This is a genomic window from Nocardiopsis sp. NPDC058631 (genome assembly GCF_042716955.1).
In the GTDB taxonomy this organism is placed as follows: domain Bacteria; phylum Actinomycetota; class Actinomycetes; order Streptosporangiales; family Streptosporangiaceae; genus Nocardiopsis.
Window position 1 is genome coordinate 15,049 of the sequence record NZ_JBHXQY010000037.1, and the last position, 26,070, is coordinate 41,118.

General features: G+C 71.7%; 25 protein-coding genes. 14 read left to right on the plus strand and 11 right to left on the minus strand.

Annotated elements, in window-relative coordinates; all coding sequences use genetic code 11:
• Positions 1 to 19 precede the first annotated feature (19 nt).
• The 3 genes from ACFWTE_RS14455 (at position 20) to ACFWTE_RS14465 (ending at position 3,088) form a co-directional block, all read left to right on the plus strand.
• Positions 20 to 2,266 (plus strand): carbon starvation CstA family protein, encoded by a 2,247-nt coding sequence (locus ACFWTE_RS14455; protein WP_378779841.1) that lies wholly within the window; start codon positions 20 to 22, stop codon positions 2,264 to 2,266.
• Between the two features lie 3 nt (positions 2,267 to 2,269).
• On the plus strand, positions 2,270 to 2,482 hold the full coding sequence (locus ACFWTE_RS14460; RefSeq protein WP_378779842.1) for a YbdD/YjiX family protein: 213 nt from the start codon (positions 2,270 to 2,272) through the stop codon (positions 2,480 to 2,482).
• Between the two features lie 189 nt (positions 2,483 to 2,671).
• The gene (locus ACFWTE_RS14465; RefSeq protein WP_378779843.1) at positions 2,672 to 3,088 is read left to right on the plus strand and encodes a MauE/DoxX family redox-associated membrane protein; all 417 of its coding nucleotides are present in this window, start codon (positions 2,672 to 2,674) and stop codon (positions 3,086 to 3,088) included.
• Between the two features lie 38 nt (positions 3,089 to 3,126).
• Here the strand turns inward: ACFWTE_RS14465 and ACFWTE_RS14470 are convergent, their stop codons facing one another.
• The 4 genes from ACFWTE_RS14470 to ACFWTE_RS14485 all read right to left on the minus strand — a co-directional run bounded on the left by ACFWTE_RS14470 (position 3,127) and on the right by ACFWTE_RS14485 (position 6,401).
• The gene (locus ACFWTE_RS14470) at positions 3,127 to 4,029 is read right to left on the minus strand and encodes a hypothetical protein (protein ID WP_378779844.1); all 903 of its coding nucleotides are present in this window, start codon (positions 4,027 to 4,029) and stop codon (positions 3,127 to 3,129) included.
• Between the two features lie 212 nt (positions 4,030 to 4,241).
• Positions 4,242 to 5,096, minus strand: a complete 855-nt coding sequence (hisG, locus tag ACFWTE_RS14475; RefSeq protein ID WP_378779845.1) for an ATP phosphoribosyltransferase — start codon at positions 5,094 to 5,096, stop codon at positions 4,242 to 4,244.
• A gap of 81 nt (positions 5,097 to 5,177) precedes the next feature.
• Complete coding sequence (locus ACFWTE_RS14480; protein WP_014913038.1) at positions 5,178 to 5,441, minus strand: phosphoribosyl-ATP diphosphatase; 264 nt, start codon at positions 5,439 to 5,441, stop codon at positions 5,178 to 5,180.
• 126 nt (positions 5,442 to 5,567) lie between these two features.
• The gene (locus ACFWTE_RS14485) at positions 5,568 to 6,401 is read right to left on the minus strand and encodes an SDR family NAD(P)-dependent oxidoreductase (RefSeq protein WP_378779846.1); all 834 of its coding nucleotides are present in this window, start codon (positions 6,399 to 6,401) and stop codon (positions 5,568 to 5,570) included.
• Between the two features lie 196 nt (positions 6,402 to 6,597).
• On the opposite strand from ACFWTE_RS14485, the gene ACFWTE_RS14490 reads away from it, so the two are divergent.
• Together ACFWTE_RS14490 and ACFWTE_RS14495 are read left to right on the plus strand one after the other, a co-directional pair.
• Positions 6,598 to 7,305, plus strand: coding sequence for a class I SAM-dependent methyltransferase (locus ACFWTE_RS14490; RefSeq protein ID WP_378779847.1), 708 nt, complete (start codon positions 6,598 to 6,600; stop codon positions 7,303 to 7,305).
• A gap of 541 nt (positions 7,306 to 7,846) precedes the next feature.
• A complete protein-coding gene (locus tag ACFWTE_RS14495) occupies positions 7,847 to 10,237 on the plus strand; it encodes a trehalase-like domain-containing protein (RefSeq protein ID WP_378779848.1) in 2,391 nt (796 codons plus the stop codon).
• A gap of 154 nt (positions 10,238 to 10,391) precedes the next feature.
• On the opposite strand, the gene ACFWTE_RS14500 is transcribed toward ACFWTE_RS14495, so the two are convergent.
• A complete protein-coding gene (locus tag ACFWTE_RS14500; protein WP_378779849.1) occupies positions 10,392 to 11,201 on the minus strand; it encodes a sulfite exporter TauE/SafE family protein in 810 nt (269 codons plus the stop codon).
• A gap of 91 nt (positions 11,202 to 11,292) precedes the next feature.
• Between ACFWTE_RS14500 and ACFWTE_RS14505 the strand changes: the two genes are divergently transcribed.
• Positions 11,293 to 12,063 carry an AraC family transcriptional regulator gene (locus ACFWTE_RS14505; RefSeq protein WP_378779850.1) on the plus strand — a complete coding sequence of 257 codons (771 nt, stop codon included), beginning with the start codon at positions 11,293 to 11,295 and terminating at the stop codon, positions 12,061 to 12,063.
• A gap of 71 nt (positions 12,064 to 12,134) precedes the next feature.
• Here the strand turns inward: ACFWTE_RS14505 and ACFWTE_RS14510 are convergent, their stop codons facing one another.
• On the minus strand, positions 12,135 to 12,545 hold the full coding sequence (locus tag ACFWTE_RS14510) for an SRPBCC family protein (protein ID WP_378779851.1): 411 nt from the start codon (positions 12,543 to 12,545) through the stop codon (positions 12,135 to 12,137).
• Positions 12,546 to 12,942: 397 nt separating this feature from the next.
• Between ACFWTE_RS14510 and ACFWTE_RS14515 the strand changes: the two genes are divergently transcribed.
• From ACFWTE_RS14515 to ACFWTE_RS14525, 3 genes are all read left to right on the plus strand, one after another.
• Complete coding sequence (locus tag ACFWTE_RS14515; protein ID WP_378779852.1) at positions 12,943 to 13,839, plus strand: helix-turn-helix transcriptional regulator; 897 nt, start codon at positions 12,943 to 12,945, stop codon at positions 13,837 to 13,839.
• Between the two features lie 232 nt (positions 13,840 to 14,071).
• Positions 14,072 to 14,524: a hypothetical protein gene (locus tag ACFWTE_RS14520; RefSeq protein WP_378779854.1), complete on the plus strand. Its 453-nt coding sequence runs from the start codon at positions 14,072 to 14,074 to the stop codon at positions 14,522 to 14,524.
• An 84-nt stretch (positions 14,525 to 14,608) separates the two neighbouring features.
• Entirely contained in the window at positions 14,609 to 14,794 is a 186-nt protein-coding gene (locus ACFWTE_RS14525) for a sulfotransferase (protein WP_378779855.1), read from the plus strand.
• Positions 14,795 to 14,841: 47 nt separating this feature from the next.
• Here the strand turns inward: ACFWTE_RS14525 and ACFWTE_RS14530 are convergent, their stop codons facing one another.
• The 4 genes from ACFWTE_RS14530 to ACFWTE_RS14545 form a co-directional block, all read right to left on the minus strand.
• A complete protein-coding gene (locus tag ACFWTE_RS14530; protein ID WP_378779856.1) occupies positions 14,842 to 15,612 on the minus strand; it encodes a glucose 1-dehydrogenase in 771 nt (256 codons plus the stop codon).
• A 140-nt stretch (positions 15,613 to 15,752) separates the two neighbouring features.
• Positions 15,753 to 16,607: a helix-turn-helix transcriptional regulator gene (locus ACFWTE_RS14535; protein WP_378779857.1), complete on the minus strand. Its 855-nt coding sequence runs from the start codon at positions 16,605 to 16,607 to the stop codon at positions 15,753 to 15,755.
• A 120-nt stretch (positions 16,608 to 16,727) separates the two neighbouring features.
• A complete protein-coding gene (locus ACFWTE_RS14540; RefSeq protein ID WP_378779858.1) occupies positions 16,728 to 17,138 on the minus strand; it encodes a hypothetical protein in 411 nt (136 codons plus the stop codon).
• Positions 17,057 to 17,593 carry a hypothetical protein gene (locus tag ACFWTE_RS14545; RefSeq protein WP_378779859.1) on the minus strand — a complete coding sequence of 179 codons (537 nt, stop codon included), beginning with the start codon at positions 17,591 to 17,593 and terminating at the stop codon, positions 17,057 to 17,059. Before ACFWTE_RS14545 ends, ACFWTE_RS14540 begins: the two co-directional genes overlap by 82 nt.
• A gap of 1,202 nt (positions 17,594 to 18,795) precedes the next feature.
• Between ACFWTE_RS14545 and ACFWTE_RS14550 the strand changes: the two genes are divergently transcribed.
• From ACFWTE_RS14550 to lpdA, 5 genes are all read left to right on the plus strand, one after another.
• Entirely contained in the window at positions 18,796 to 18,960 is a 165-nt protein-coding gene (locus ACFWTE_RS14550) for a hypothetical protein (protein ID WP_378779860.1), read from the plus strand.
• Positions 18,961 to 19,324: 364 nt separating this feature from the next.
• The gene (locus tag ACFWTE_RS14555; protein WP_378779861.1) at positions 19,325 to 20,440 is read left to right on the plus strand and encodes a winged helix DNA-binding domain-containing protein; all 1,116 of its coding nucleotides are present in this window, start codon (positions 19,325 to 19,327) and stop codon (positions 20,438 to 20,440) included.
• 311 nt (positions 20,441 to 20,751) lie between these two features.
• On the plus strand, positions 20,752 to 22,692 hold the full coding sequence (locus ACFWTE_RS14560; RefSeq protein ID WP_378779862.1) for a hypothetical protein: 1,941 nt from the start codon (positions 20,752 to 20,754) through the stop codon (positions 22,690 to 22,692).
• 241 nt (positions 22,693 to 22,933) lie between these two features.
• On the plus strand, positions 22,934 to 23,878 hold the full coding sequence (locus ACFWTE_RS14565; RefSeq protein ID WP_378779863.1) for a DedA family protein: 945 nt from the start codon (positions 22,934 to 22,936) through the stop codon (positions 23,876 to 23,878).
• 179 nt (positions 23,879 to 24,057) lie between these two features.
• Positions 24,058 to 25,464 carry a dihydrolipoyl dehydrogenase gene (lpdA, locus tag ACFWTE_RS14570; protein WP_378779864.1) on the plus strand — a complete coding sequence of 469 codons (1,407 nt, stop codon included), beginning with the start codon at positions 24,058 to 24,060 and terminating at the stop codon, positions 25,462 to 25,464.
• Positions 25,465 to 25,535: 71 nt separating this feature from the next.
• Here the strand turns inward: lpdA and ACFWTE_RS14575 are convergent, their stop codons facing one another.
• Positions 25,536 to 26,051 (minus strand): 2,4'-dihydroxyacetophenone dioxygenase family protein, encoded by a 516-nt coding sequence (locus tag ACFWTE_RS14575; protein ID WP_330156827.1) that lies wholly within the window; start codon positions 26,049 to 26,051, stop codon positions 25,536 to 25,538.
• Between the last annotated feature and the right edge of the window lie 19 nt (positions 26,052 to 26,070).

The following is a 26,070-nucleotide window of genomic DNA, read 5'->3' on the forward strand; positions in this document are numbered from 1 at the left end:
AGAAGAGGAGAACGATCGGATGCCCTCTGTTCCGATCAGTAGGCAGGCGGCACAGCCGCCGAAGCCGACGTGGACGCCCCGGAGCATCGCCGTCTGGATCGTCGTCGCCCTCGTGGGCGCACTCGCGTGGGGCGTCATCGCGCTCAACCGCGGTGAGGAGATCTCGGCCGCGTGGTTGATCTTCGCGGCGCTCGCGTCCTACGCGATCGGGTACCGGTTCTACGCGCGGTTCATCCAGTACAAGGTGCTGATGACCGACAACACCCGGGCCACCCCCGCGGAGCGCCTCAACAACGGGGCCGACTACCACCCCACCGACCGCCGGGTCCTGTTCGGTCACCACTTCGCCGCCATCGCCGGAGCCGGTCCCCTGGTCGGCCCGGTCCTGGCCGCCCAGATGGGCTACCTGCCGGGCACGATCTGGATCATCCTCGGCGTCATCTTCGCCGGCGCCGTGCAGGACATGGTGGTGCTGTTCTTCTCCACCCGGCGCAACGGCCGCTCGCTCGGCCAGATGGCCCGCGAGGAGATCGGCCCGGTCGGCGGCATCGCCGCGCTCATCGCCGTGATGGCGATCATGATCATCCTGCTCGCCGTGCTCGCCATGGTCGTGGTCAACGCGCTCGCGGAATCGCCTTGGGGATCGTTCTCCCTGATCATGACGATCCCGATCGCCCTGTTCATGGGGGTGTACCTCCGCTATCTGCGGCCGGGCAAGGTCATGGAGACCTCCGCCATCGGCGTGGTGCTGCTCCTGCTCGCCATCGTCAGCGGCGGCTGGGTGGCCGAGCACGCGGTGCTGCGCGAGGTCTTCCTGTTCACGCCGAACGAGCTGACCTTCGGACTGATCGTCTACGGCTTCGTCGCCTCGGTCCTGCCCGTGTGGCTGCTGCTGGCCCCGCGCGACTACCTGTCGACCTTCATGAAGGTCGGCGTGGTCGTGCTGCTCGCGGTGTCGATCATCGTGGCGATGCCGAAGCTCCAGCTGCCGCAGTTCACCGAGTTCGCGTTCAACGGCCAGGGCCCGGTGTTCGCCGGTTCGCTGTTCCCGTTCGTGTTCATCACCATCGCCTGCGGCGCCCTGTCCGGCTTCCACTCGCTGATCTCGTCGGGGACCACCCCGAAGCTCATCGAGAAGGAGGGCCAGGTCCGGATGATCGGCTACGGCTCGATGCTGACCGAGTCGTTCGTGGCGATCATGGCCCTCGTCGCGGCCTGCATCATCGACCCGGGCGTGTACTTCTCGATGAACATGCCCGCGACCGCGCTGGGCGACAGCGTGGAGAGCGCCGCGCAGGTGGTGAGCCAGCTCGGCTTCAGCATCGACGCCGCGACGCTCCAGCACACGGCGGACCTGATCGAGGAGGACTCGATCCTCGCGCGCACCGGCGGTGCGCCGACGTTCGCCCTGGGTGCCGCGTACATCTTCTCGGAGGTGTTCGGCGGCGACGCCATGATGGCGTTCTGGTACCACTTCGCGGTCATGTTCGAGGCGCTGTTCATCCTCACCACCGTGGACGCCGGGACGCGTGTGGGCCGCTTCATGCTCCAGGACACCCTGGGCAACGTGTACAAGCCGATGCGCGACCCGAGCTGGAAGCCCGGGGCGTGGTTCTGCAGCGCGGTGATCGTGGCCGCCTGGGGCTACTTCCTGTGGGCGGGCGTCAACGACCCGCTGGGCGGCATCAACCAGCTGTTCCCGCTCTTCGGCATCGCCAACCAGCTGCTGGCGGCGGTCGCGCTCGCCGTGTGCACGACGCTGCTGATCAAGTCGGGCCGTGCCAAGTACGCGTGGGTGACGCTGGTGCCGCTGGCGTGGGACGCGGTGGTCACGCTGACCGCCAGCTACCAGAAGGTGTTCTCCGCCGACCCGAAGATCGGCTTCTTCGCCCAGCGCCGGCAGTTCTCCGACGCCCTCGCCAACGGCGAGACCGGTGTCGGCGCGATCCAGGGCGAGTCCGCGATGCGCCAGGTCGTGGTGAACACGACCGTGGACGGCATTCTGTCGGCCCTGTTCGCTCTGCTGATCGTCATCATCCTGGCCGACTCGGTCCGGGTGTGGATCAGGGCGCTGCGCGCGCCCGACGGTACGCTGCCCACCACCGAGACCCCGTACGAGCGGTCGAAGATCTGGGCTCCGTCCGGCCTCATCGCCACCAAAGAGGAGAAGGCGTTCGCCGCGGAGCTCGCGGCCGTCGGCGCGGAGGGGCCGCCGGCAACGGACGGGGACACCGGGGGCGGCTCCCCGGAAGCGAAGAGGGAGTAGGGCATGCCGACACGCTCGGAGTTCGGGGCGAACCTGGCGCGCGGCCTCCGGGAGGCGTGGCAGATCGCCCGGGGCGTCGTGGGCGCGAGGGCCTACGAGATCTACCTGGAGCACCACTCCAGGGAGCACCCGGGTGAGGAGCCGATGACCGAGCGCGTCTTCTGGCGCCACCACACGGACAAGGGCGACACCGACCCCGGTGCGCGCTGCTGTTGAGGTGGTGGCCCCGGCCCCGGAACCCGCCGGTTCCGGGGCCCTCGGCGTCCCGGGGGTGGGCCGCGCCGGGCGGGACCGTGTGACGGTGCGGGCCCACCGCCCGGCGCGCTCCGGGAGGCCTGCCCCCGGAACCTACCAGCGAGTAGGTTGGGGGGATCGGCGCGGACCACCAGCTCAGGAGGAGAACCCATGACCCCCTCGAAGACGCCCGGCGGCCTGCTGTCCAAGGTGCGCCGCGCCGCCCCGTACGCGCTCGGCGGCCTGTTCGTGGCGTCGGGCGTGCTGCACTTCGCGACGCCCAAGCCCTTCCAGGCGATCATGCCCCGGAACCTGCCCGAGCCGCGCGCGTGGGTGTACGGCAGCGGCGTCGCCGAGCTGGCCTGCGGTGCCGGCCTGCTCACGCGCAGGCGGTGGGCCGGTCCGGTCAGCGCCGCGCTGCTGCTCGCCGTGTGGCCGGCCAACGTGCAGATGGCCCTGGACTCGGGTTCGGGCAGGCTGCCCGGCCCCGCCGACAACAAGGTGGTCGCCTGGGGCCGGGTGCCGCTCCAGGTCCCGCTGATCTGGGCGGCGCTCCAGTGCCGCCCGGCCGACGCCGCGAGGGACTGACCGCCCGCGGGCGCGGCGAACCCTCCGGCGCCCCTGGATCAGTCCTTCCAGGAGGGCCCCCAGCCCGAGCTGTCCGAGACGCCCGCGGGCAGGGGGTCCATGTGGACGGCGCCGGGGGGTGTCGCCCCGGCGGACGCGGACCGCGCGCTCGGGCCCACAGGTTCCCCCCACGGCGCGGGCGGGGGAACCTGAACGGCCGCCGGAGCCGGCTCCTGCACGGCCTGGCCGGGGGCTCCGTGGTCCGGGACCGGCGGCGGTACGAAGTCGTGCTGGTACGCCTGCGCCTCGCCCCACGGCTCCGCGGGGAGCGGCGGCGCACCGGGGACCGGTACGGGCGCGGCCTCCGCCATGTGCAGCAGCTCGGCGATCTCGCCGTACTCCTCCACGTGCGGGCGCAGCCGGGCGGCGATGACGATCAGTTCCCCGAGCATCCGGGGGTCCGCGCTCAGGGCGGCGCGCACACCGGAGTCGCCCAGCATCGTCTTGGCTGCCAGACCGTAGCGGTGCGAGACCCACCAGCCGGTCGTGGCGAGGGGTGCCAGGTGTTCGAGGGCGGGCGTGACGCGCTCCTCGGACGCATCGCTCACCGCGCCGGGGTGCGGCGGTGCGTCGTCCCCGGACTTCTGCCACGCGTCCAGGAAGACTCCGGCCATCTTGCCGTACTCGGCGAGCTGGCTCATGACCTCCATCCCTGCGGGCCCGGCGGGCACTCCGCTCTCCACCAGGGCCCCGCAGAGCAGGGCGATGTCGGCGGCGACGCCCGCCGTCCGCTGGTGGGCGCGCAGGGTCCCGGTGAGCGCGGCGAGGCCCTCGATCCGGGTGTCGGCGGGGACCCGGTCGGCCAGCTGGAAGACCGCGCTGACGGCGGCGCGCAACTGGGAGGGCTGGTTCTCGGCGGCTTCGGCCACGGCGCCGATGGCGCCGCGGAAGTCTTCGATCATTCGGGCATCCTGGCACAGGCCACCGTCAAGCGGACCAATCGGCCTCCACGGGGGCGGGAGGGCGGAAGAGGCCCGCCGCCCGGCGGTACCGGCTCCCGCACCGGGCCCGCGGCCAGGCCTCCTCTCGCCCCGCGGGCGCGGACGCGGACGGACGGGAGAGGCCCCGCGACGGTCGTCGCGGGGCCCGTGTCACGTCTGTGCCGTGAAAGGTGTCAGAGACGGCAGGCGTAGATGTCCGTGACCAGGATGGCGCGCGCTCCGAGCGTCCACAGGTCGTCCATGATCTGCTGGGCGTCCTTGCGCGGCACCATCGACCGGACGGCGACCCAGCCCTCCCTGTGCAGCGGGGAGACCGTCGGCCCCTCCATGCCCGGGGTGAGCGCGACCGCCGGCTCCAGGCGTTCGGCGTGCACGTCGTAGTCCATCATCACGTAGTCGCGGGCGACCAGGACGCCCCGCAGGCGGCGGAGCAGCGTCTCGATCTTGGGGTCGTCCCCGGCACCGGTCGGCCGGATGACGACCGCCTCGGACAGCAGGATCGGATCCCCGAAGGTCTCCAGGCCGGCCTGGCGCAGAGTGGTGCCGGTGGAGACCACGTCCGCGACGGCGTCGGCGACGCCCAGCTGGACAGAGCTCTCGACCGCGCCGTCCAGGTGGATGACGCGGGCGTTGACGCCCTTCTCCGCGAGGTGGGCGCGCAGCAGGTCGTCGAAGGAGGTCGCGATGCGCTTGCCGTCGAGGTCGTCCAGGGTCATGCCCGCGCCGTTGGGGGCGGCGAACCGGAACGTGGAGCCGCCGAAGCCCAGCGCCAGGACCTCGTCCACGGGCGCGCCGGAGTCGCGCAGCATGTCACGGCCGGTGATCCCCGCCTGGAGGATGCCCTCGCCGACGTAGACGGCGATGTCCTTGGGTCGCAGGAAGAAGAACTCGGTGTCGTTGTCCGGGTCGACCATGACCAGGTCGCGGCTGCTCTTGCGCTGCCGGTACCCGGCCTCGCGCAGCATCTCGACGGCGGGTTCGGAGAGCTGGCCCTTGTTGGGCACGGCGATTCTCAACATGTCGGGCATGTTCGTGGCTTTCTGTTGGCTGTGCGTACGGGTGCGGAGACGTCCGGGCCGGTACGCGCCGCGGCGGGCGCGAGGACCGACCTACAGATGCTTGTAGACGTCTTCGAGCCGCAGGCCACGGGCCAGCATCAGAACCTGGAGGTGGTAGAGGAGCTGGGAGATCTCTTCGGCGGCCTGCTCGTCAGATTCGTACTCGGCGGCCATCCAGACCTCTGCGGCCTCCTCGACGACCTTCTTGCCGATGGCGTGGACGCCGGCGTCGAGCTGGGCGACGGTCCCGGACCCCTCGGGGCGGGAGCGCGCCTTCTCGGACAGCTCGGCGAACAGCTCTTCGAAGGTCTTCATGGTGTCTTTCCTCGACCGACAGATGCGGTACCAGGGTAGGCGGTCCGGTGGCCCGGCGTGGCACCGGGCCCAGGATGTCTCAGCATGTGGGCGGCGGTTTTCGCCACACACCCCATCGCGCTCCCCTCACCGGACCCGGCGGGCGGTGGCGCGAACGAGGGGTTTGGGCAGGAATCGGAGGAGTCCGGTCGCGATCTTGTACTGCCCGCCGGGGACCACGCTCGGGCGTCCGGCCGACCAGGCGATGAGCGACTCGCGGACGACCAGGTCCTTGGGAACGAACGCGAACGCGGGGAGCCCGCTCTCCTGGACGCCCAGGGTCATGTTGGTGCGGACGAAGCCCGACAGGACGACGGTGACGTGCACGTCGTACTCGGCGACCTCGGCTGCGACGCTCTCGCTCCACAGGGTGACGAACTTCTTGCCCGCGCCGTAGACGGAACCACCGGGGTTCGCGACGATCTCGCCCGCGAGGGAGGAGACGCTGATGACGCCGAGCTTGGCCGAGACCTCGCCGGCCCCGCGACGGGCGATCTGCACGGGCAGGACGGCGCGGGCCAGGTGGAGGACGGCGCGCACGTTGAGGTCGAGCATGGCGTCGATCTCGGCGGGCTCCTGCTCGGTGAAGGTCCCGCCGTCGCCGCGCCCGGCGTTGTTGACCAGCAGGTCGATGGGGGCCTCGGTTCCGCTGCCGTCTGCCCGGAGCCGGTGGGCGACGAGGGAGAGGCCCTCGTCGGTACCGAGGTCGGCGGCGAGCGGCTGGACGTGCACCCCGTAGCGTGTGGTGATCTCCTCGGCGAGCGTGTCGAGAACGTCCCCGCGCCGGGCTACCAGGACGAGGGAGTAGCCGCGTTCGGCGAGCCTGCGGGCGTACTCCTCCCCGATACCGGTGGAGGCTCCCGTGACCAGGGCGGTCCGGGCGTGGACGGGGGGCTCGGGGGTGTTCTCCGGTTCGCTCATCTTCCCAGGGTAGGACGGCAGCACAGCCGGTGGACGGGCGCGGTCCGGTCCGGTCGCGCGTGCGGGTACGGCGGAGGACGCGTCCGGGTTCCCGATCCTCCGGTGTGGTTCTCCACACCCTCCTCTGACCTGGTGTTTCATCGGAGGGCGGTCGCGTCGGCTCCCCCTGGCGGGTCTGAGGCGTTAGCGTTCGGGTATGTCCGAGATCCAGAGCCCTGCCGGACCCCTTTCCCCTCTCAGGCTGGAGGAGCGCCTGCGTGACACCAGGCTGTTCTTCAGCCAAGCACTACGGACGTTCCACGCGACCGGTTCGATCCTCCCCAGCAGTGCCGCGCTGGCGCACGCGATGGCCGACTACGTCCGCAACCGACCCGTTCCCGACAAGCCCTTGCGCATCCTGGAGGCGGGTGCCGGAACCGGTGCGATCAGCCGGGGGATCGCGGCCGCGATGATCCCCGGTGACACCGTCGACCTGGTCGAGTCCAACCCCGAGTTCGCCGCCCATGTCGAGGAGCTGCTCAGGAGCGACCCGGTGATGTCGCCGATCGCCGACTCCGCGACGGTGCACGCCAAGCTCGTGAACGACATGGGGACCGAGCGCCGGTACGACGTGATCGTGTCGGGTCTGCCCTTCGCCAACTTCACCGTGGACGCGGTCCGGGAGATCCTCGACTACTACTTCGAGGTCCTCGAACCGGGGGGCACCCTCTCCTTCTACGGCTACCTCTACACCAAGGAGGTCAAGGCGGTCATCGCCCGGCGCGAGGACTATCTCCGCCAGGCGCGTACGAGCTGGCTGGTCCAGGACTGGATCGACCAGTACGGCATCCGCTCCGACAAGGTGTTCGCGAACGTTCCGCCCGCGTGGGTGCACCACCTGCGCAAGCCCGAGAAGACCGACTGACCCCCCGATCCGTCAGCCGGGCCCGCCGCATGTGCGGCGGGCCCGACGTGTGTTCCGGGTCCCCGCACGCGGCGGCCGGCGGCCCGGGGACCCCTGCCGCGGGCCCGGGCGAGGTCCCGCAACGTGTTTCATGGCACCTCGTCCACGCCGGCGGACCAGGTGAGGGGGTCGCCCGTGGCGGATTCCTCCGGGACGGCGGGTCATCGGGGGCCCGCCCGGAAGAGTCGCAAGACCCTTCCTGCGACAGAGTGACACATTTGTGACCTGCCCCACTGAAATGTGATGTGCAGGGACCCATGGTGCGCGGGTAGTCTCGCGTTGACTTCCTAAGGGGCGGATCTTTGCAACTGGCACGACCAGTTTGCCCGCATGCAGGCTAAATGTTCCTGAGATCTATCTAAAGACCCCTGAAGCCCATCCCGCGCCACAAGCCCCGGATCTACCTTCATCACACCAGTCCCGTGTGAACCGGAAGCATGCTCGCAGAGTCCTACATTTCACCCATTTCCCCAGGTCATCGTGGACCAATGGAGGAGGCAGCGTGACGCTCACCCAGGCGGTCGAGACGACCCCGGAGACGCCGGAGGAGGACACCGTCCCCGAAGGCATGTCCGTGGACGTCCGGCAACGCGTCTCGGCCCTGGCCAGAACCTCACGTCTGCTGGTCGCCTGCGACTACGACGGCGCGCTGGCCCCGTTCGACCCCGCCGACGACGCCGGTGCGGCCAGGCGCCGTCCCGTCCCCGAGGCCGTTCGCGCGCTGCGCGACCTGGCCGACCTGCCCGGAACGGTGTGCGCGGTCATCTCCGCCCGCCCCCTCCGCGACCTGGCCGCCCTGTCCCGGCTGCCCTCCGAGATCCGCCTGGTGGGTGCCTACGGCACCGAGTTCGACACCGACCTCACCATCGAGCCCGACAGTATCGAGACCGGCCCCGGTGCCCCTCCCTCCGACAAGGCCGCCGCCCTGGCACTGCTCCGCGAACAGGTCGAGGCGACCGCCACCCTCTACATCGGCGGCGGTGAGGGCGAGGAGCCCGTCTTCGTGCAGCTGACCGGCGCCGACGCGGGCGTACGGGTCGGCGCGGAGCCCACCGTGGCCTCCCACCGGGTGGCCGACACCCCGGCCGCCGCGACCCTGCTGTCGGCGCTCGCAACCGAACGCCGCTCCTGGGTGTTCGGCGAGCGGCCCACCCCCATCGAGCGCATGTCGATGCTCTCCGACCAGGGCTCCGTCGCCCTGATCGGCCCGGACGCGCGCCTGCTGTGGTTCTGCCACCCCGAGCCCGACTCCAACGCCCTGTTCGCCGAGGTCCTGGGCGGCCGTTCGGCGGGAGTGTTCGCCATCGCGCCCGCCCACGGCGGGCGACCGCTCGGCCAGCGCTACCTGCCCGGCACCATGACCGTGCGCACCCGCTGGTCGCGGATGGACGTCACCGACTACCTCGCGCACGGCACCCCGCGGGGCCGCACCGACCTGGTCCGGGTGATCAGCGGCGTCACCCCGGCGACCGTGGAGTTCGCGCCCCGCCCCGACTTCGGCCGGGGCCCCGTGAGCATGACCGTCCGGGAGAACGGCCTCCTCGTGGAGGGCGCCGACTTCCCGATGGTGCTGTACTCGCCCGGGGTCGAGTGGGAGATCGACCACGACGGGGCGGGCGACGTCGCCCGAGCGGTCGTGCACCCCCGCTCGGAGCAGCCGGTGGTGTTGGAGCTGCGCTGCGGCACCGACTCCCTCGCCCCGTCCGCGCTGCCCGAGTCCGAGCGCCAGCGCACGTCCGGCGAGCACTGGTCGTCCTGGCTCGACGGCCTCACCCTTCCCGAGACCGCCCAACAGCTGTCGGCGCGTTCCGCCCTGACGCTGCGCGGCCTGTGCACACCGTCCGGCGGTGTGATGGCCGCGGCCACCACGTCGCTGCCGGAGGAGATCGGCGGCGTCCGCAACTGGGACTACCGGTACTGCTGGCTGCGCGACGGCGCGCTGACCGTGCAGGCGCTGGTGTCCCTGGGGTCGACCGCCGAGGCGGAGGGCTTCCTCGACTGGGTGCACGGGGTCGTGGACTCCCTGCCGAGCCCCGAACTGCTCGCCCCCCTGTACTCGCTGCGCGGCACCGCCCTGGGGCCGGAGGAGGTCATCGAGTCGCTGTCCGGCTACGCGGGTTCGCGTCCGGTGCGGATCGGCAACCTCGCCGACCGGCAGGTGCAGCTGGACGTGTTCGGCCCCGTCGTGGAGCTGATCGCACGTCTGTCGTCGGTGCGCGGCACCCTCGCGGACCAGGACTGGAACCTGGTGCGCGCGATGGCCGAGGCGGTGGCCCGGCGCTGGTTCGAGCCGGACCACGGCATCTGGGAGGAGCGCGACGAGCCCCGCCAGCGCGTGTACTCCAAGGTGATGTGCTGGGTGACCCTGGACCGCGCCGTCACCCTGGCGCGGGCGTACGGCCGCGAGGCGGACCCGTCCTGGCGCGAGCTGCGCGACGAGATCGCGGCCGAAGTGCTGGAGAAGGGCTGGAACGACGAGGCACAGGCCTTCACGACCGCCTACGACGGCACCGACCTGGACGCGGCGTCACTGCACATCGGCCTGTCGGGGCTGATCGACCCGGCCGACGAGCGGTTCCAGGCGACCGTGACGGCCGTGGAGGCGGAGCTGCGCAGCGGCCCGACCGTGTACCGGTACCACCGTGAGGACGGCCTTCCCGGTGGCGAGGGCGGCTTCCACCTGTGCACGACGTGGCTCATCGAGGCGTACCTGTTGACCGGGCGCCGTGCGGAGGCCGAGGAGCTGTTCAAGCACCTGGTGGACTGCGCCGGACCGACCGGGCTGATCCCGGAGGAGTTCGACCCGGTCACCGAGCGGGCGCTCGGGAACCACCCGCAGGCGTACTCGCACCTGGGCCTGATCCGCTGCGCCCAACTGCTCGACCGCATGTAGGGCGCGAACGCCCGGTGAAGGGGTCCGACGACAGGTCGTCGGACCCCTTCGCCATGTTCCGACCAGTGGGTGTTCTTGAAGGTCTTCGGGTCGGCGAGCGGCCGTCCAGGCGATCTCTCGCACAGCGATGTGCGACGGCCACCGCCGGGGCAGGTCAGACGAGGAGCACGGCGAGCAGTGCCGCGCCCAGGAGCGCGACGTAGGCGACCGCGTGGACGCGGTCGGGGATGCGGCCCACGACCCGCCGGGCGAGGGCGATGGTCGGCAGCGACCCGGCCAGAAGGGTGGCGGCCGCGACCACGTCCACGTAGCCGACCTGCCCCGCCGATCCGCCGGCCGCGTCCGCGCCGCCCGCAAGGGCGTACACGGCGGTGCCGACGACGGCGACCGGGAGGCTGAGCGGGTTGGCCATCGCGGTGGCGTTCGCCATCGGCAGGCCCCGGCGGCGCAGGAGCGGCACCGTCAGCACACTGCCGCCCACGCCCAGGCAGCTCGCCGCCGCACCGATGCCGACCCCTCCGGCGGTGACCGTGACCGGCCCCAGGCCACGCGGCTCCGTCCCTGCCGCCCTGGTGAGGAAGCCCTTGCGGACCACGCTGTCCACGATCGTGACGGCGAGGTACGCGGCGAACAGGAACCGCTGGACGGTGTCGCCGACGGCGAGGGCCCCGGCCGCGCCGATGAGCGCCCCCAGCCCCACGTACAGTGCCAGAGGCCACACGTACTCGCGTGCCAGACGTCCCGCCCGGTACTGGGCGACGGTCGCGCCGAGGGAGTTCACGACCATGACCGCGGTCGACGTGGCGACGGCGACGTGCATGGGGTCGCCCTCCGCGCCGCTCTGGGCCTGAGCGAACGCGTAGACGACCGGCACGGTCACGAAACCGCCGCCGAAACCGAACAGCACGGTCGTCAGGCCGGTCAGGACGCCGAACGCGAGGAGGGGGAGGACGTGGTCGATCACCCGCTCCACGCTAGGGGGAGAGGCGCTGTCCGGCATTCGACGCAATGACGTGTTCCTTCGCGGAACGGACAGCGCGGGTAGACTCCGGCGCGTGCGGAACACCCACGTGGACGAGGTGGACGGGATCGAACGCCCGGTCCTGGCCCTGGGCACCGATTATCCGACCGGCCACGTACTGGAGGCGCACCGGCACCGCCGCGTCCAGTTCCTGTACGGGGCGACCGGAGTGATGCGGGTCGAGACGGCGGACGGCTCCTGGACGGTTCCGCCCCACCGCGCGGTCCTCATCCCGGCCGGGACCGAGCACCGGGTCACCATGACGGGCGTCAGTACCCGGAGCCTGTACGCGGAGCCGGACGCCGTGCCCTGGTTCCCCCGCAGATGCCAGGTCGTGGACGTCTCGCCGCTGCTGCGGGCGCTGCTCCTGGCTGCGGTGGACATGCCGCCGAGGTACGACCCGCACGGCCGCGACGGGGCCCTCGTGGCGCTGCTGCTGCACGAGATCCGGGGGCTCGTGCCGCTTCCGCTGGACCTGCCGCTTCCCCGGCACGCGGGACTCCGGGCGCTCTGCGAGGGGTTCGCCGCGATGCCGCGCGTCCACGAACCGCCCGCCCGCTGGGCGGAGCGCTTGCACGTGAGCGAACGCACCCTGCACCGGATGTTCCTGGAAGGGACGGGGATGGGGTTCGCGCGGTGGCGGCAGCGCGCCTGCGTGCTGCACGCCCTGCCGCTCCTGGCCCGGGGCGAACCGGTGGCGCGGGTCGCCTCGGACCTGGGGTACGCCAGCCCGGCGGCGTTCGCGACGATGTTCTCGCGCGTGCTCGGCGCGCCTCCCCGGGACTTCCGCTCGGCGTCCGGGTGACCGCCCCGGGCAGGGGCGGCCTGCCCGGGACGGAAACGCCGTTCGGCGTCGGCGGCCCGGGGCGCGTCAGGTCATGTGCGGCTCCTGCCCAGGGCCCGCCCGATCACCCGCAGCCCCTCCTCCATGTTCCGCTCCATGACAGGGGCCAGCCCGTCGGGGAGCACGTCGCGGCTCCAGACGAGGCGACAGCCGTCCTCCCCCTCCGGGACCACCGTCATCGACGCGTTGTCGTGGGCGAGCCCGTCGACCCCGCCCACAACGGCGTAGGCGATCCGGCGCGACTCCCCGTCCGAGGAGACCAACCTCTCGCGGACCACCGTGCCGTCGGCGAAGACGACCTCCCGTACGTCCCCGCCCTCGGCACGGGAACTCGTGACGAAACCCGGTGCCATGCGGACCGGCCCCGAGGCGAAGTCGGAGACGACCGACCACACCTCCTCGGCGCCGGCGTCGATGGTCACCTGTGTGCGCACGTACGCCATCAGACCCTCACCCTCCCTGTTCGTTCCTGAGCGCGGAGCGGCGTCATCCGAGGGCCACCACACACAACACGTGCCCCTCGGGGTCGGCGAGCACGGTCCACTCGCCCTTTCCGGGCTGGAACCCGAGGCGGGCCGAGCCCGCCGTCGCCCGGCGTGACGACTCTCCCGTCACCTCCGGTGTCCCAGTCGGCGAAGCTCCGGTGGAACTCCGCGAGTGCGACAGGCTCTGCGCAGTCGAGGACGGTCGCGCTCTGCGCGGCTTTCCTTGGCATACCGATCTCTCCTTCGTGGGGGCGTCGGGACCAGCCTGGCCGCGATCGCCCGCCCCGTCTTGAAGATCCTTGCGGCGGATCGTGGTGCGGCCCCGTGTCGGTGGTCGGCGCTAGCGTGGGCCGCCATGATCGAGACCATCGGGGTCGCCTCCGGCGAAGACTTCTCTGTCGCCTCGGTGACCTGCAGGAACGACCACAGGCGTTGGTCGGATCCAGAGGTACGGGACCACCACGGCATGGTGCTGGTACGTCGGGGCCGGTTCCGGCGCAGCCACGGCGGGGAGTCCGTCGACGTCGACCCGACCCTGGCTTACCTCGCGGAGCCCGGCGCGGAGGAGCGTTTCGCCCATCCGGACGGCGGGGACGCGTGCACGTCGATCGTCTTCTCCCCGGGGCTGTGGCAGAGCATGACGGACGGGGAGCCGGGCCGGGTCACCAGGTCCGCCGTCTACGTCGACGCGCGGATCGACCTGGCGCACCGCCGCACCCTCGCCGCCGCGCCCGACGTCGGCTACGCCGTGGCCGAGGAGCTGGTCCTCCTGCTCCGGGGCGTGGTCGAGCAGGTGGTCGCGGCACCTCCGGCGCACCCCTCCCCTGCCCGGGACCGTGCGCTCGTCGCCGGGGCGCGCGAGGCCATCGGGGAAGGCCATCGGGCATCCGCCGCGCTGATCCCGCTGGCCGGGCTCCTCGGCGTCTCGCCGTACCGGCTCAGCCGGGCCTTCACGCGTGAGACGGGTGTGTCACTGACCCGGTACCGGAACCGCGTCCGCGTCGGCCGCGCGCTGGACAGGTTGGAGGGAGGGGAGGAGAGCCTGGCGGTTCTCGCCGCCGACCTGGGGTTCGCGGACCAGGCGCACCTGTGCCGGACCGTCCGGGAGCACGTGGGGCACACCCCGACCTCGTTGCGCACCCTCCTCGCCGGCGACGGACCCGGCTCCACCCGGCGGGAAAGAACCTGGCCGGCCAGGTCTGGAAATGCGGGGGCACGAGGGTTCCGGCCGCCAGAAGAGGAAACACCCTAGTCGGCCACGACGGGCCGCAGGGCAGGTGTGCCTGGTTCAGCAGCGAGGTCGGCGCGTCGACGAGCGCCTGGCCCGACGGACGGGACCGCGCCACCGGAGGGGCAGCCGGGCGACCACCTCAACCGTGGTGCGCCGGCCCCCGGAGGGCGTTCGGGGTGCGGTCCGGCGGGTCGGCCTCTCCTGGGGCGGGGGCCGACCCGCCACCCCTGGTGCCACGCGGAGCCCGGCCGGGATGGGCCTGGTGGACCCCGACGTGATCGGGCTGGACGGGATGCCCGTCATCCGGCAGATGGTCAAGGGCGACAACCCGCACCGGGAGCGAGGCCTGGCCTACCTCGGGACCTACACGATCCCGAGGGCGAACCGCAGTGTCGTCGTGAGGGTCCAGTGCTTGGAGGGGCAGCCCACGGGTGTGCGTGAGGCGTCTGTGCTGCCGCGTTTCCTCCAGCAGTACAGGGGCGGGGCCGCTTCTCCGGACGAGGCGATGGCGGCCTGGGCGCAGCACCCCTACGCCCACGGAGTCACGGGCGGGCACCCGCGCAACCACGCCGACGACCCGGCGTGGGACCCCCACTTCCCGGACCACCCGCTCTCGCGTGCCCGAAGGCTCCTGGGGTCGCTGGCGTACTCGATCAGGGCCGACGCGTCCTTCAAGGCGCAGCCCGCGTTCTGGCCCGAGAACTGACGGCGACCGCCCCGTCTGTGGGGCGACAGGGGGCGTGCGGCGGGACCCACTCGGCCCGCCACCTCCTCGGAACCGGCCGCGGGGATGGGAACGTACAGGTGCGCGCCGAGGTCCCGGACGAGCGGCTGCTGGTGTACCGGGGAGGGGTGGGAGCGGCTGTGCGCGTTCCTCGGCACGGAGGTCCCGGAGGGGCCGTTCCCCCACCTCGACGACACCGCGGCGATGCTCGCACGGCAGGAACCGCACTTCGGCGGTGGTACCGCCGTCTGAGTCGGCGGGGCGGCCCCTGGGTGGACCGCCCCGCAGTCGGACCGCGACTACACGATCTGCTCGGGGATGGCGGCGACGAGGCCTCCGTCGATGATCAGGTCCTGGCCGTTGACGTAGGCCGCCTCGTCGGAGGCGAGGAAGGCCACCGCTCCCGCGACGTCCTCGGAGGTGCCCAGGCGACCCGCCGCAACGGCGGTCACGACGCCCTCGTGCTCCTCCTCGGGGATGGCGGAGTGGAACATCGGGGTCTCGATGTAACCGGGGCTCACGGAGTTGACCCGGATGCCTCTGGGGCCCAGCTCGGCGGCGAGGGTGTGCGAGAGGTTGTGCACCGCGGCCTTGGTGGCCGCGTAGAGGGTGGCGCCGGACATGCCCCGGTGCAGGGTCCACGATGCGTTGATGACGATCGCCCCGTGGCCGACCAGCAGGGGGAGGGTCTTCTGGACGGTGAAGAACACGCCCTTGACGTTGATCTCCGTGAGCCGGTCGAACTCGGCCTCGGTAACGTCGCCGATCGGTTGGAAGGACGCGACGCCCGCGTTGGCGAAGACCACGTCCAGCCGCCCGAACCGCTCCTTGATGCGGGCGGCCAACACGTCGAGGTCGTCGAGGTCGGCCGCGTCGCCGCGCACCGCGAGCACGCGGTCCCCTCCGTCGAGGCCCTTGACCGCGGCGTCGAGGCGGCCCTGGTCGCGCCCGGTGATCACCACCCGCGCGCCCTCGTCCAGGAACCTGCGGGCGGCGGCCAGGCCCATGCCGCTCGTGCCGCCGGTGATGAGCGCGGTCCTACCGTCGAATCGTGCCGTGTGGTTGGTCATGGTTCGAGCGTCCCACCGGGCCTCGGGGACGAACAGGGCTCGTTGATCCAGGGTGTGGCACCACCAGGCTCGGCGGTGGGTCGGGCCGCCTGACCGGTCGGCCCGGCCGGTCGGGGGCCGGACGGCAAGGGGCCGTGAGGTCAGGCCGGGGTCGCCGCCGGGGCCAGGGCCAGCTGGGCGAGCCGCTCGCCGGTCCCGGTGCCCGGGCGCGGGTTGTACAGCTCCAGGGTCCAGTCCGGGCGGTCGGCCACCGTCAGTGTCGTCTTGTCGAAGACCAGGTCACCGGCTTCGGGGTGCAGCACCGCCTTCACCGTCTGGACGTGGTCACCGACGTCGTGGCGTGCCCACAGCTCGGCGAAGTCGGAGCTGACGGTGCTGAGATCGTCCACGATCCGGACGAACTCGGGGTCGTCGGGGAAGCGGGCCGCGTCGGCGCGGAAGGCGGCGACGACATCCGGGGCCGCCGACGCCCAGTGGACGTGCATGGCGCGGTACCGGGCGTTGGTGAAGAAGGTGACGAGGCAGTTGTGGTCGGTCCCGCCGTAGCCGAACACGGTGCGCGCCGTGCCGTTGAGGACGAGCAGGTTCCAGTACCGGTCCCGCAGCATCGCGGGGCGCGGCATCCACGCCTCGATCAGGTTGCGCAGTTCGGGGGGCACGGAGGTGGCTTCGGGCCCGCCGTCCCGCGGCGGGTTGACCCCGGCGAGTGTGTACAGGTGGATGCGCTCGGGACCGTTCAGGTGCAGGGCCCTGCTGATCGCGTCGAGCACCTCGGCGGAGACGTTGATGTCGCGCCCCTGTTCGAGCCAGGTGTACCAGGAGACGCCGACCCCGGCGAGGACGGCGACCTCCTCGCGTCTGAGCCCGGGTGTCCGGCGCCGGCCCCCGGCCGCCATGCCGACGTCCTCGGGGGTGAGTCTGGCCCTGCGGGTACGTAGGAAGTCGCGGAGCTGGTCGCGGCGGGCCCGAGCCGCGGCAGGAGTTTCGCTGGCCATGCGCCATGGTAACCGGGCGGTTCCCGGCCGTGCGGAGCGTTCGGGAGCCGGGGCGGCCGTGGGCTCGTGCCCACGGCCGCCGCGTGTGTACGGAGAGTCGGCCGATCCGTGGCCGGGTGGTCAGTCGAAGAGCTGTTCGGTGCTCTGGATGGTCGCGGAACGGCGGATCCATGTCTCCAGGACGTCCAGGTCGGTGCAGGATCCGATCCGCCGGCGGACCTCGTCGGAGACCTTGAGGCCCCGGGCGTCGAGGATCAGGACCACGTTGCGGGCCGCCTCCTCCGCGCGGCCTTCCTCGCGGCCGATGCCGACGTACTTGCGGGCGAAGTCGCTCTGCCATTCCCAGGTGTCCACGGCCATCAGGTCCTCCAGGTATTTCCGGGCCGCGTGGGAGCGCCCGGCCAGTACGTAGTCATAGTAGAACGCTCGGCGATCAGGGGATATGGCGTTCAGGGCGTCCATCGCCGCGTCCAGGGTGCGAAAGTCGTCGTCGCCGTGCGCCTTGGCCGACAGCACCGCGAGTTCGGGCATGTCCCTCGCCTGGGGTCCGGATCGGTGACCACCGGAATCTCGGAGGGACCCACCACGGAGGGGGTGACGGTGTTGCCCGGGTGGCCGAGGGGGATCAGGCCCGCGCAGTCCCGTGCCGCGTCGTCGGTGGGGCACAGCACCAGCAGCACGGTCGGGCACCGGAGCTGTTCGCGGACGGTGGCCAGATACACCGGCCAGGTCCAGAACTTGTCCGGGTCCCACTTGGTCTGGCGCTCCACGACCACGGCCAGGACGTTCTCGGTGCCGTCGCGCAGCAGGACGGCGCCGTCGGGCGTGTAGGGGCGAGGTGCGCTGTCGGTGCACTCCGCCGAGGTCAGCACCACCTCCGTGTGTTCGGGCGGGTCGAAGCCGACCGCGTCCCGAAGGAGCGGGATCACCACTTCCGGGGCGTTGCGGATGAGCTTCAGGGGTATCTCGTGTTCTTCGCCGGGCACGGGTGTCCTTGCTGTCGAGGGGTGGCGGGTCCGTGGGGGTCCACGGCCCCGGGGGCGGGTTCGGGTCAGCGGCTTCGGTCGCGATGCGGAGCCGGAGGTGCGGTGTGCTACGAACGGGACCGCAGGCGGGATGCGGGGCGCGCGGTGCGGACACCGCGTCCCGGGCGGGAGGTGCGACGGACACGGGTTCGGACACGGGTTGCGGTGCGGGTTCGGTGGCGAGGAGGTCGCCGGAGGGTGGCAGGTCGCGGTGGGACCAGCCGCACAGGCGGGCCGTGGCCTCGGCCTGGACGCGGTCGAGTCCGCGTGCGCGCTCTCGGTCGGGTTCACGCTCGTGCGCGGCGTAGTAGGGCCTGACCAGGGCGAGTTCGTCGGCGGGCAGCCGTTCGGGGGCGGGGGCCAGGCGGGGCGCCGGGACAGGGACGGGCGCGGAGGTGGAGGACGCGAGAGCGTGCGTCCTGGCCTGGGGGAGCGGGGCGTAGCGGCGCACCCGGGTCGAGCGGTGGCGTCGGCGGGCGTGGCGACCACGGGGTGCGCGGAAGAGGGCCTTCACGGAGCCCAGGGCAAGGCTGAGGAAGGCGGCGCTATAATGGCGCATGCTGGCAATTTCCTTGTCTTTGAAGGGTTGAAGGTTGTCGGCCACGACCCCGGGCGGCACTAACCGCTGCGGGGTCTTCACATGGATTGATTTGTGTGATCAGAACACATATTAGGGCACGGTCGGAGTGGAGAGACGCATTACCGAGAAGTAGTGTATTCGCCTTTCCAGGAGGCGCGTTTCCCCAGGCCAGAAGGATGGCACAGCCCCCCAAGGCAGCAGAATTCGTTACTTTTGCCCAAATTGGTCACCTTTTTCAACCTTTTCCTATAGCGCGGAATGACCGGTCCGCTTTTTACACACCCGACGGATCTACCAATCCTGAAAGGCCGCGTGCGTGCGAAACCGGCCGGCCGCTCGAAGAGCCGTTCCCGGACCTCGCCGGTCACGGTGGAGCCGCGTGCGTCGAGGAGGAGAACGGTGCGGGCCGCCTCCTGCGCCCGACCCTCCTCACGGCCGAGGCCCTCCGCGCCATGGACCGAACCGGGTGCGTGTTACCGCCAGGGGGAGACAGCGGCCGGCAGACCGGCGATGATCCCCGGGGCGAGGTTCACGGGTTCTCCCTCGGCCGGTTACGTCGGCCACGCCTGGCCCGTCATCACCCATGACGGAACTCGCCTGCGGGAGGTACTACGACGACGAGCAGCTCACCGCCCTCGTGGCGCAGATCGCCCTCATCAACGCGTTCAACCGGATGGGCGTCCCCTTCCGGCAGGCGGGAGGCGGGTACGTTCCCGGACAGCACGGCCAGGTCGCCGGTGTGGCCTGAGGGTCTCCGCCCTCGATGATCTCGTACCGGCAGCGAGTTCGGGCGCCCGAACTCGCTGTCGGTGCAAGCGTCACGGCAGGTCGGGCGGGGCTGCGGACCCTTCCGATCACCGCACCGGCACGGACATCACGGCCGGCGCGGCGGCCGGGTGCGCGGGCCCTCCTCCAGGCGGGCCCGCACGTCCGGCCACTCCGCCCGCAGCACCGAGAAACCCGCCTCGTCGTCCACCCTGGTCACGAAGTGCGTCCAGATGTCGGGGTCGAGCGCCTGCGTCCGCCACCCCGCCCGGTACGCCTCCCCGACCGGTGTGTCCGAGGCGGATTGTAGTGTTCGACCACATATCGGACACCGGAGGGACCGAGCGATGGCCACCACCGACACCGTCCTCACCAGGCGGGCACTCAACCGCGCCACCCTGGCCCGCCAGCTCCTCCTACGGCGCGAGGACCTTCCGGTCACCGAGGTCGTCACCCGCCTCGCCGGGCTCCAGGCACAGACCACCCACACGTGGTACGCCGGTCTGGAGAACCGGGTCGAAGGGCTGGCCCCCGAGACGGTCGGGCAGCTCCTCACCGAGGGCGCTCTCGTCCGTGTCACCCTCATGCGCGGCACCCTCCACCTGGTCACCCCCGAGGACTGCCGGTACCTCCGGCCGACCGTCCAACCGGCCATCGACCAGGTCATCGCGCACAGCACCCACGGCCGGGCCACCCGGGGCCTGGACCCCGACGAGATCGCGGCGGCCGGGTACGAGATCCTCAGTCGAGCCCCGCTCGACCTGCGAGAGCTCGGTGCCCGGCTCAACGAACGGTGGCCCGGGGTCGAGGGGACCCACCTGGCGCAGGTGGTCAAGGCGCGCCGGCCCATGCTCCAGATCCCGCCACGCGGGGTGTGGGGCGCCTCCGGCCCCGCCGCGCTCGCGCCCGCCGACACCTGGACGGGGTTGCCCATGGACGCCTCGCCGGACCCTGAGGGGATGGTGCTGCGCTACCTGGCCGCGTTCGGCCCGGCCGGGGTGAAGGACGCGCAGGCGTGGTCCGGCCTGACCCGGCTGGGCGAGGTGTTCGACCGGCTGCGCGACCGGCTCGTGGTGCTGCGCGGCGAGGACGGCAGGGAGCTGTTCGACCTCCCCGACGCCCCTCGCCCGGGGGAGGAGACCGCCGCGCCGGTGCGCCTGCTGTACGACTTCGACAACCTGCTGCGCGGGCACGCGGACCGCAGCAGGGTCATCTCGGACGACGACCTCAAGAGGCTCGCTTCCCGCAACGGGATGCCGCCCGCGACCGTGCTGGTCGACGGGGAGGTGCGCGCCTCCTGGAAGGTGGTCCGGACCACCCGGGACGCGGTTGTCGAGGTCGTCCCGTTCGCGGAGATCAGCGGTGCGGACCGCGAACAGGTGGAGGTGGAGGGGCTGCGGATGCTGCGGTTCCTCGCCTCGGACCGGGGCGGGCACGACGTCCGGTTCGCCCCACAGGCCTGACCACGGCGCGGAGCCGTGTCCGGGGACGTGGGCGCCCCGGGGCCGCGGGGAGACGGAAGAGTGCGGGTCCCGGCGGCGCGCAAGGACGCAGGTGGCCCGGAAGGCGCAAAAAGCGCAGGAGGCGCGCCCACGAGTCCGTTCCGAATACCCCCCGTACGACCTCCGAACGGACCCTCGGCCCCGACCGCGCCTCCGTTCCCCGCCTTTCCCGCGCCGCATGCCCGCAGACCCGCGGGAGCAGGCAACGGTGCCCGTTATCTACGCACGTAGGCGACCACGGATACAACGTGCGGGTATGGAAGGATTCACGGGTGACTGATGAGTTCCGCGCCGCGTTCCAACGGGTGCTCGACACCGCCGCCAGCCAGGCACCCGGGTTCCCCGCAGCCGTGCACGACGTGTTCAGGCTGTCCTCACAGGTGCCCTCGGAAGAACTCGCGATCGCGATGGAGGCACTCGCCCCCGTCCTCGGCGACTCCGAACGGGTCGCGGGCATCGCCGCCGACCTCTCCGTCCTGGCCGGAGCCCTGGTCGAGTCGGGTGCTCCGGCGGGAGAGGTGGGGCTGGAGGTACTGAGACAGCTCGGAAGTTACGGTCAGGCCGCAGTCGCCTTCATGCACGCCTGGGACAAGACCGGCGGCGGTCCCCTCCCCTCGCCCACCGAGGTGTCCGGGCCGGAAGAGCAGCGCGTCGAGGAGGTACTCGGCGACAACGCCCCCCTGGCCACCATCGGCTGGTGGACCTCCCTCCGCTACGGCCTGGCCGCCAAGGCCATGCTCGGCGACCCCGCCGTGCGCGCCGCCGTGCGCGCCGACTCCAGCGCGCTGGACGGGCTCAGCCAGATCACCCACGCCCTCTCCACGCAGCTCAGCGAGTTCGTCGAGGTGAGCGAACTCCTGCGGATGGCCGAGGCCGACACCGCCCTGGTCCTCGACCGCGCCTCGTGGCGGGGTTTCCGGGTGCGCTTCGACGGCATCAGCGACAACTTCCAGCTCCACACCCTTCTCGCGGACGCGCTCATCGGCAAGGAGGGCCGCCTCGTCCCGGGCACCCGGCCCGACCCGCGCTGGACCTCCGCGTGCCTGAACGCCCCCGCCGACCCGCTCGCGGACGTGGTGCGCGGCGAATGGGACCTGGTCGGCGGCAACGGTGAATGGGTCGGCAACGAGGCCCGCCCCGGCGACATCCCGGTGGTCGACGGCGAACGCGTGCTGGTGCTGGAGCCCCAGACGCTCACGCACTCGTGGAAGGCGGGGCGCAAGCACCCGCACGTCCCCGGGTCGCTGGAGGTGCTGGAGGAGCTGCGCCATGACGAGGCCGCGGCCTGGTGGGCACGGCTTCACCCCGCAGGTTCGGTACGCCACCCGCTGGCTCCGCCGATCGAGAACGAGGACACCGGCACGCACCGCAGGCCGCCGCGCCACTTCGGGGTGGCCGCGCACTACGCGGAGGTGGACTCCGGGCCGATGTCGGCGGCGTTCGCCGCCCTGGACGCGGAGAGCCTGAAGGAGGACCCCTTCGCCCCGGGCGGGCCCGGGAGCGGGGACGAGGACAGCCGCCCGGCCGGTTTCGGTGACCGGGACGGGGGCGGCGCTGGTGCGGGGTTCGGCGCGGAGCCGCCCGTGCCGACGGCGCCGCCGTCGCTGGAGGACCCGTGGGGGGTGCCGCCGGAGTTCCGTGACGACTACGGCAGCGGGGCCTTCCCGGAGCCGGAGGACGCTCAGGAGACGCCGTTGTTCGGGGACTCGCCGCCCCCGTCCGGCGCTCCCACTCCGTGGAGGAGCCCGCGGGACCACCGGGACGGAGCCGGTCCCGCAGGCGCGCCCGACCACGGAGGTCTGCCCGGTGCCCGCGACGAACTGGGGTTGCGCGACGAGTCCGCCGCCCGCTTCGAGCCCGGCGAGGGCGACCGCTTCGGGTTCCGCAACGAACCCCCGTACGACGGTGCGCCCGGACACGGGTCCGCCTTCGGGGCGCACGACGGACCCGAGGCGCACCCGTGGGGTGCCGACCCCCCGCCGCCCGCCGTGCCCGCGCTGCCCTCGGCGCATCCCGACCCCCACCAGCGGGGGGACGAACCGCTGCCCCACTCCCCCGCCGCCGAGGACGACCCCGAGGTCCGGCCCGAGCCCGAGCAGCGCGCCGAACAGCGGCCGCCGGGCGCGCACCTGCTGCCGCCGATGCCCCCGGGCGTCTCGGACAGCTGGTCATGGGCCCCCGGCTGGAAGTGGCCCACCCCGCCCGAGCGCTGAGCCCGCAAGGCCGGGGAACCGGCCCGTTCGTCCACCTCGTCGATCGGCACGCCGCGACCGTCGCCGGTTCCAGGGGGCCTGGCCGGGGCTTCACCGTCCCCGCCGGATGGGTGCCGCGGACCCTTCTGCGAGACCCGGTCCCGCACATGACACTTGTCATCTCCGGTCGGTTGCACCTCTCACACGGACGCGGTGACTCCTACGACTTTCGGCGGTCCACCGGCTGGGCGATCCTTGGTACATGGCGACGACGCAGAAGGACACCTCCGACAACCCGGACCACTCCGACCCCGACACGACGGCGGGGGCCGCGGCCGACGGCAGGACCGCCGAGCAGATCGAGAAGGAGCGCAAGCAGGAGGAGGCCCGCGAGGCCCTGCGCGCCATGAAGCCCTGGAAGGGCAAGGCGACCCGCCAGGACAAGGCCCTGTTGTTCACGGTCGTCGCGATCCCCGCGTTCTTCATGGCGTTGACCCCGCTGAAGCCCTTCCTGATCGCCGAGCACCCGGTCGGGCTCGCCTTCGTGACGGGCAGCAACGCGGCGGTCGGCGCGGCCTCGGCCTTCGCCCGCATCGGTGAGATCCCGCTGTGGCTCGTGATCGTCGCGGGCGTCGTCGGCAAGATCAAGGTCGACTGGCTCTTCTGGTGGGTGGGCAGGCTCTGGGGTCGGGGTTTCGTCAACCTCATCGCGCAGGGCGACAAGGCGCAGCGGTTCGCGGACAGGGCCGAGGACATGAACCCCTGGATCATCAGAGCCGCGGTCCCGCTGTCGTACCTTCCGGGCGTACCCGCCCTCTTCGTGTACGTCATCGCGGGTTGGACCGGCATGCGCCTGCGAACCTTCCTTCTGCTGGACGCCCTCGGCGCCCTGATCCTGACCTCCACGGTCGCCGGGATCGGCTACGCGGCGGGACAGACCGGGGTCGACATCGTCCTGGCCGTGGACAGGTACGCCCTGTGGGTCACGCTCGCGATCGTCTTCGTGATGGCCTTCCTCCCGGTGGTCAAGCAGATGCGCCGGGCCAAGGCCGAGGAGGCCGCCAAGGCCCGGAAGGCCGCCGAGGCGGAGCAGGCCGGAGAGCCCACCCCCACCGACGGCCCGGACAGCTCCGGGACCAACGGCGGCAGTGCCTCCTCGGACGACGCTGCGGGGGTCGACGCCGGGGCTCCAGGAGCCCGCACCTGAAGGCGGCCCGGCCCCGGGGGCACGCCCTCGACCAGCCACGGCGCCCGGGGCCCCGACCAGGCCAGACCTGGTCACACACACGGTGGTGATACGCGACTAGGCTGGCGTTCGGCAATCGGACACCCCGGGCGAGCCGTCTGCGCTGGGTGCGTCACAAACACACTCAAGGAGATCCCGTCATGGGACAACGACACTTCGATCTGGTGGTCCTCGGTGCTGGTCCGGGCGGCTACGTGGCGGCGATCCGCGCTGCCCAGCTCGGCCTCAAGACCGCTGTCATCGAGGAGAAGTACTGGGGCGGCGTGTGCCTCAACGTGGGCTGCATCCCCTCCAAGGCGCTCCTTCGCAACGCCGAACTGGCCCACCTCTTCAACAACGAGGCCGACTTCTTCGGCATCAAGGTCGAGGGCAAGGTCGAGTTCGACTACGGCAAGGCGCACAGCCGCAGCCGTGAGGTGGCCGACGGGCGCGTCAAGGGCGTCCACTACCTCATGAAGAAGAACAAGATCACCGAGATCGAGGGGCGCGGCACCTTCACCGACGACCGCACGGTCGAGGTCCTCGACGGCGACGGCTCCACCCAGACCGTCACCTTCGACCACGCGGTGATCGCGTCGGGCTCCTCCACCAAGCTGCTGCCCGGCACGGAGCTGTCCGAGCGGGTCGTCACCTACGAGGAGCAGATCCTCGACGAGGACCTGCCCAAGAGCATCGTCATCGCGGGCGCGGGCGCCATCGGCGTCGAGTTCGCGTACGTCCTGGCCAACTACGGTGTGGACGTCACCATCGTGGAGTTCCTCGACCGCATCGTCCCCACGGAGGACGAGGAGGTCTCCAAGGAGATCGCCCGCGCCTACAAGAAGCTCGGCGTCAAGGTCATGACCTCCACCCGGGTGGAGTCGGTCGAGGACACCGGCAAGGGCGTCCGCGTCCACGTCACCACCGCCGACGACAAGAAGCAGACCCTGGAGGCCGACAAGCTCCTCCAGGCCATCGGCTTCGCCCCCAACGTCGAGGGCTTCGGCCTCGACAAGACCGGGGTGGAACTCACCGACCGCGGCGCCATCGCCATCGACGGCCGGGGGCGCACCAACGTCCCGCACATCTTCGCGATCGGCGACGTCACCGCGAAGCTCGCCCTGGCCCACGTAGCCGAGGCGATGGGCATCGTCGCCGTGGAGACGATCGCGGGCGCGGAGACGCAGGAGATCGACTACAAGTTCGTCCCCCGGGCCACCTACTGCCAGCCGCAGATCGCCAGCTTCGGCTACACCGAGAACGAGGCGCGGGAGGCCGGGTACGACGTCCGGGTCGCCAAGTTCCCGTTCATGGCCAACGGCAAGTCGCACGGGCTCGGCGACACCCGCGGCTTCGTCAAGGTGCTCTCCGACGCCAAGTACGGGGAGATCATCGGCGCCCACATGGTGGGCCCGGACGTCACCGAGCTGCTGCCCGAGTTGACCCTGGCCCAGCAGTGGGACCTGACCGTGCACGAGGTGTCGCGCAACATCCACGCGCACCCCACGCTCAGCGAGGCCGTCAAGGAGGCCGTGCACGGCCTCTCCGGGCACATGATCAACCTGTAGCCCCGAGCACGCGCGGAGCCGCGCGGCAGGGCCCCCGCCCCCGGGTACCGGCGGGGGACCCTGCCGCGCGGTCAGCGGATCAGGTCGTCGACGATGTTTCCCAGGCCGACGCTCTCGTAGTGCGCCCGGGCCATCTCGATCTTGGTGAACACGTCCTCGTAGCCGGTCTGGACGCCGTCGTCGTCCACGTAGACCATGGCCCCGCTGATGTTGAAGAACGTGACCATGTGGTCGCAGTCCTCGGGGACCGCGAGCGTGTGGATCTCCCCCGGCGGCTCGTACACGAAGTGGCCGGCCTCTGCCACCCACGGGTGCTCGTGGTAGTGCCACTTGCCCTCGATGACGTAGCCGAACACGGCGCCGGGGTGACGGTGCCGGGAGACGATCCCGGACGCGGTGACCTTGAGCAGGTTGCACCACTGGCCCGTCACGGTGTTGAGCATCAGCGGCCGGAACCAGACGTTCGGCGCCTGTGGGACCCACATGCGGGGGTCCTCGGGGACCGCGGGAATGGCGATCTCGGCGGGGATGCCCGGCGACGGTGCGATGCGCACGGGCTCGTTGGCGGATGCGGCGTTCGGTGACACGGTGTCCTCCCTGCTGTGC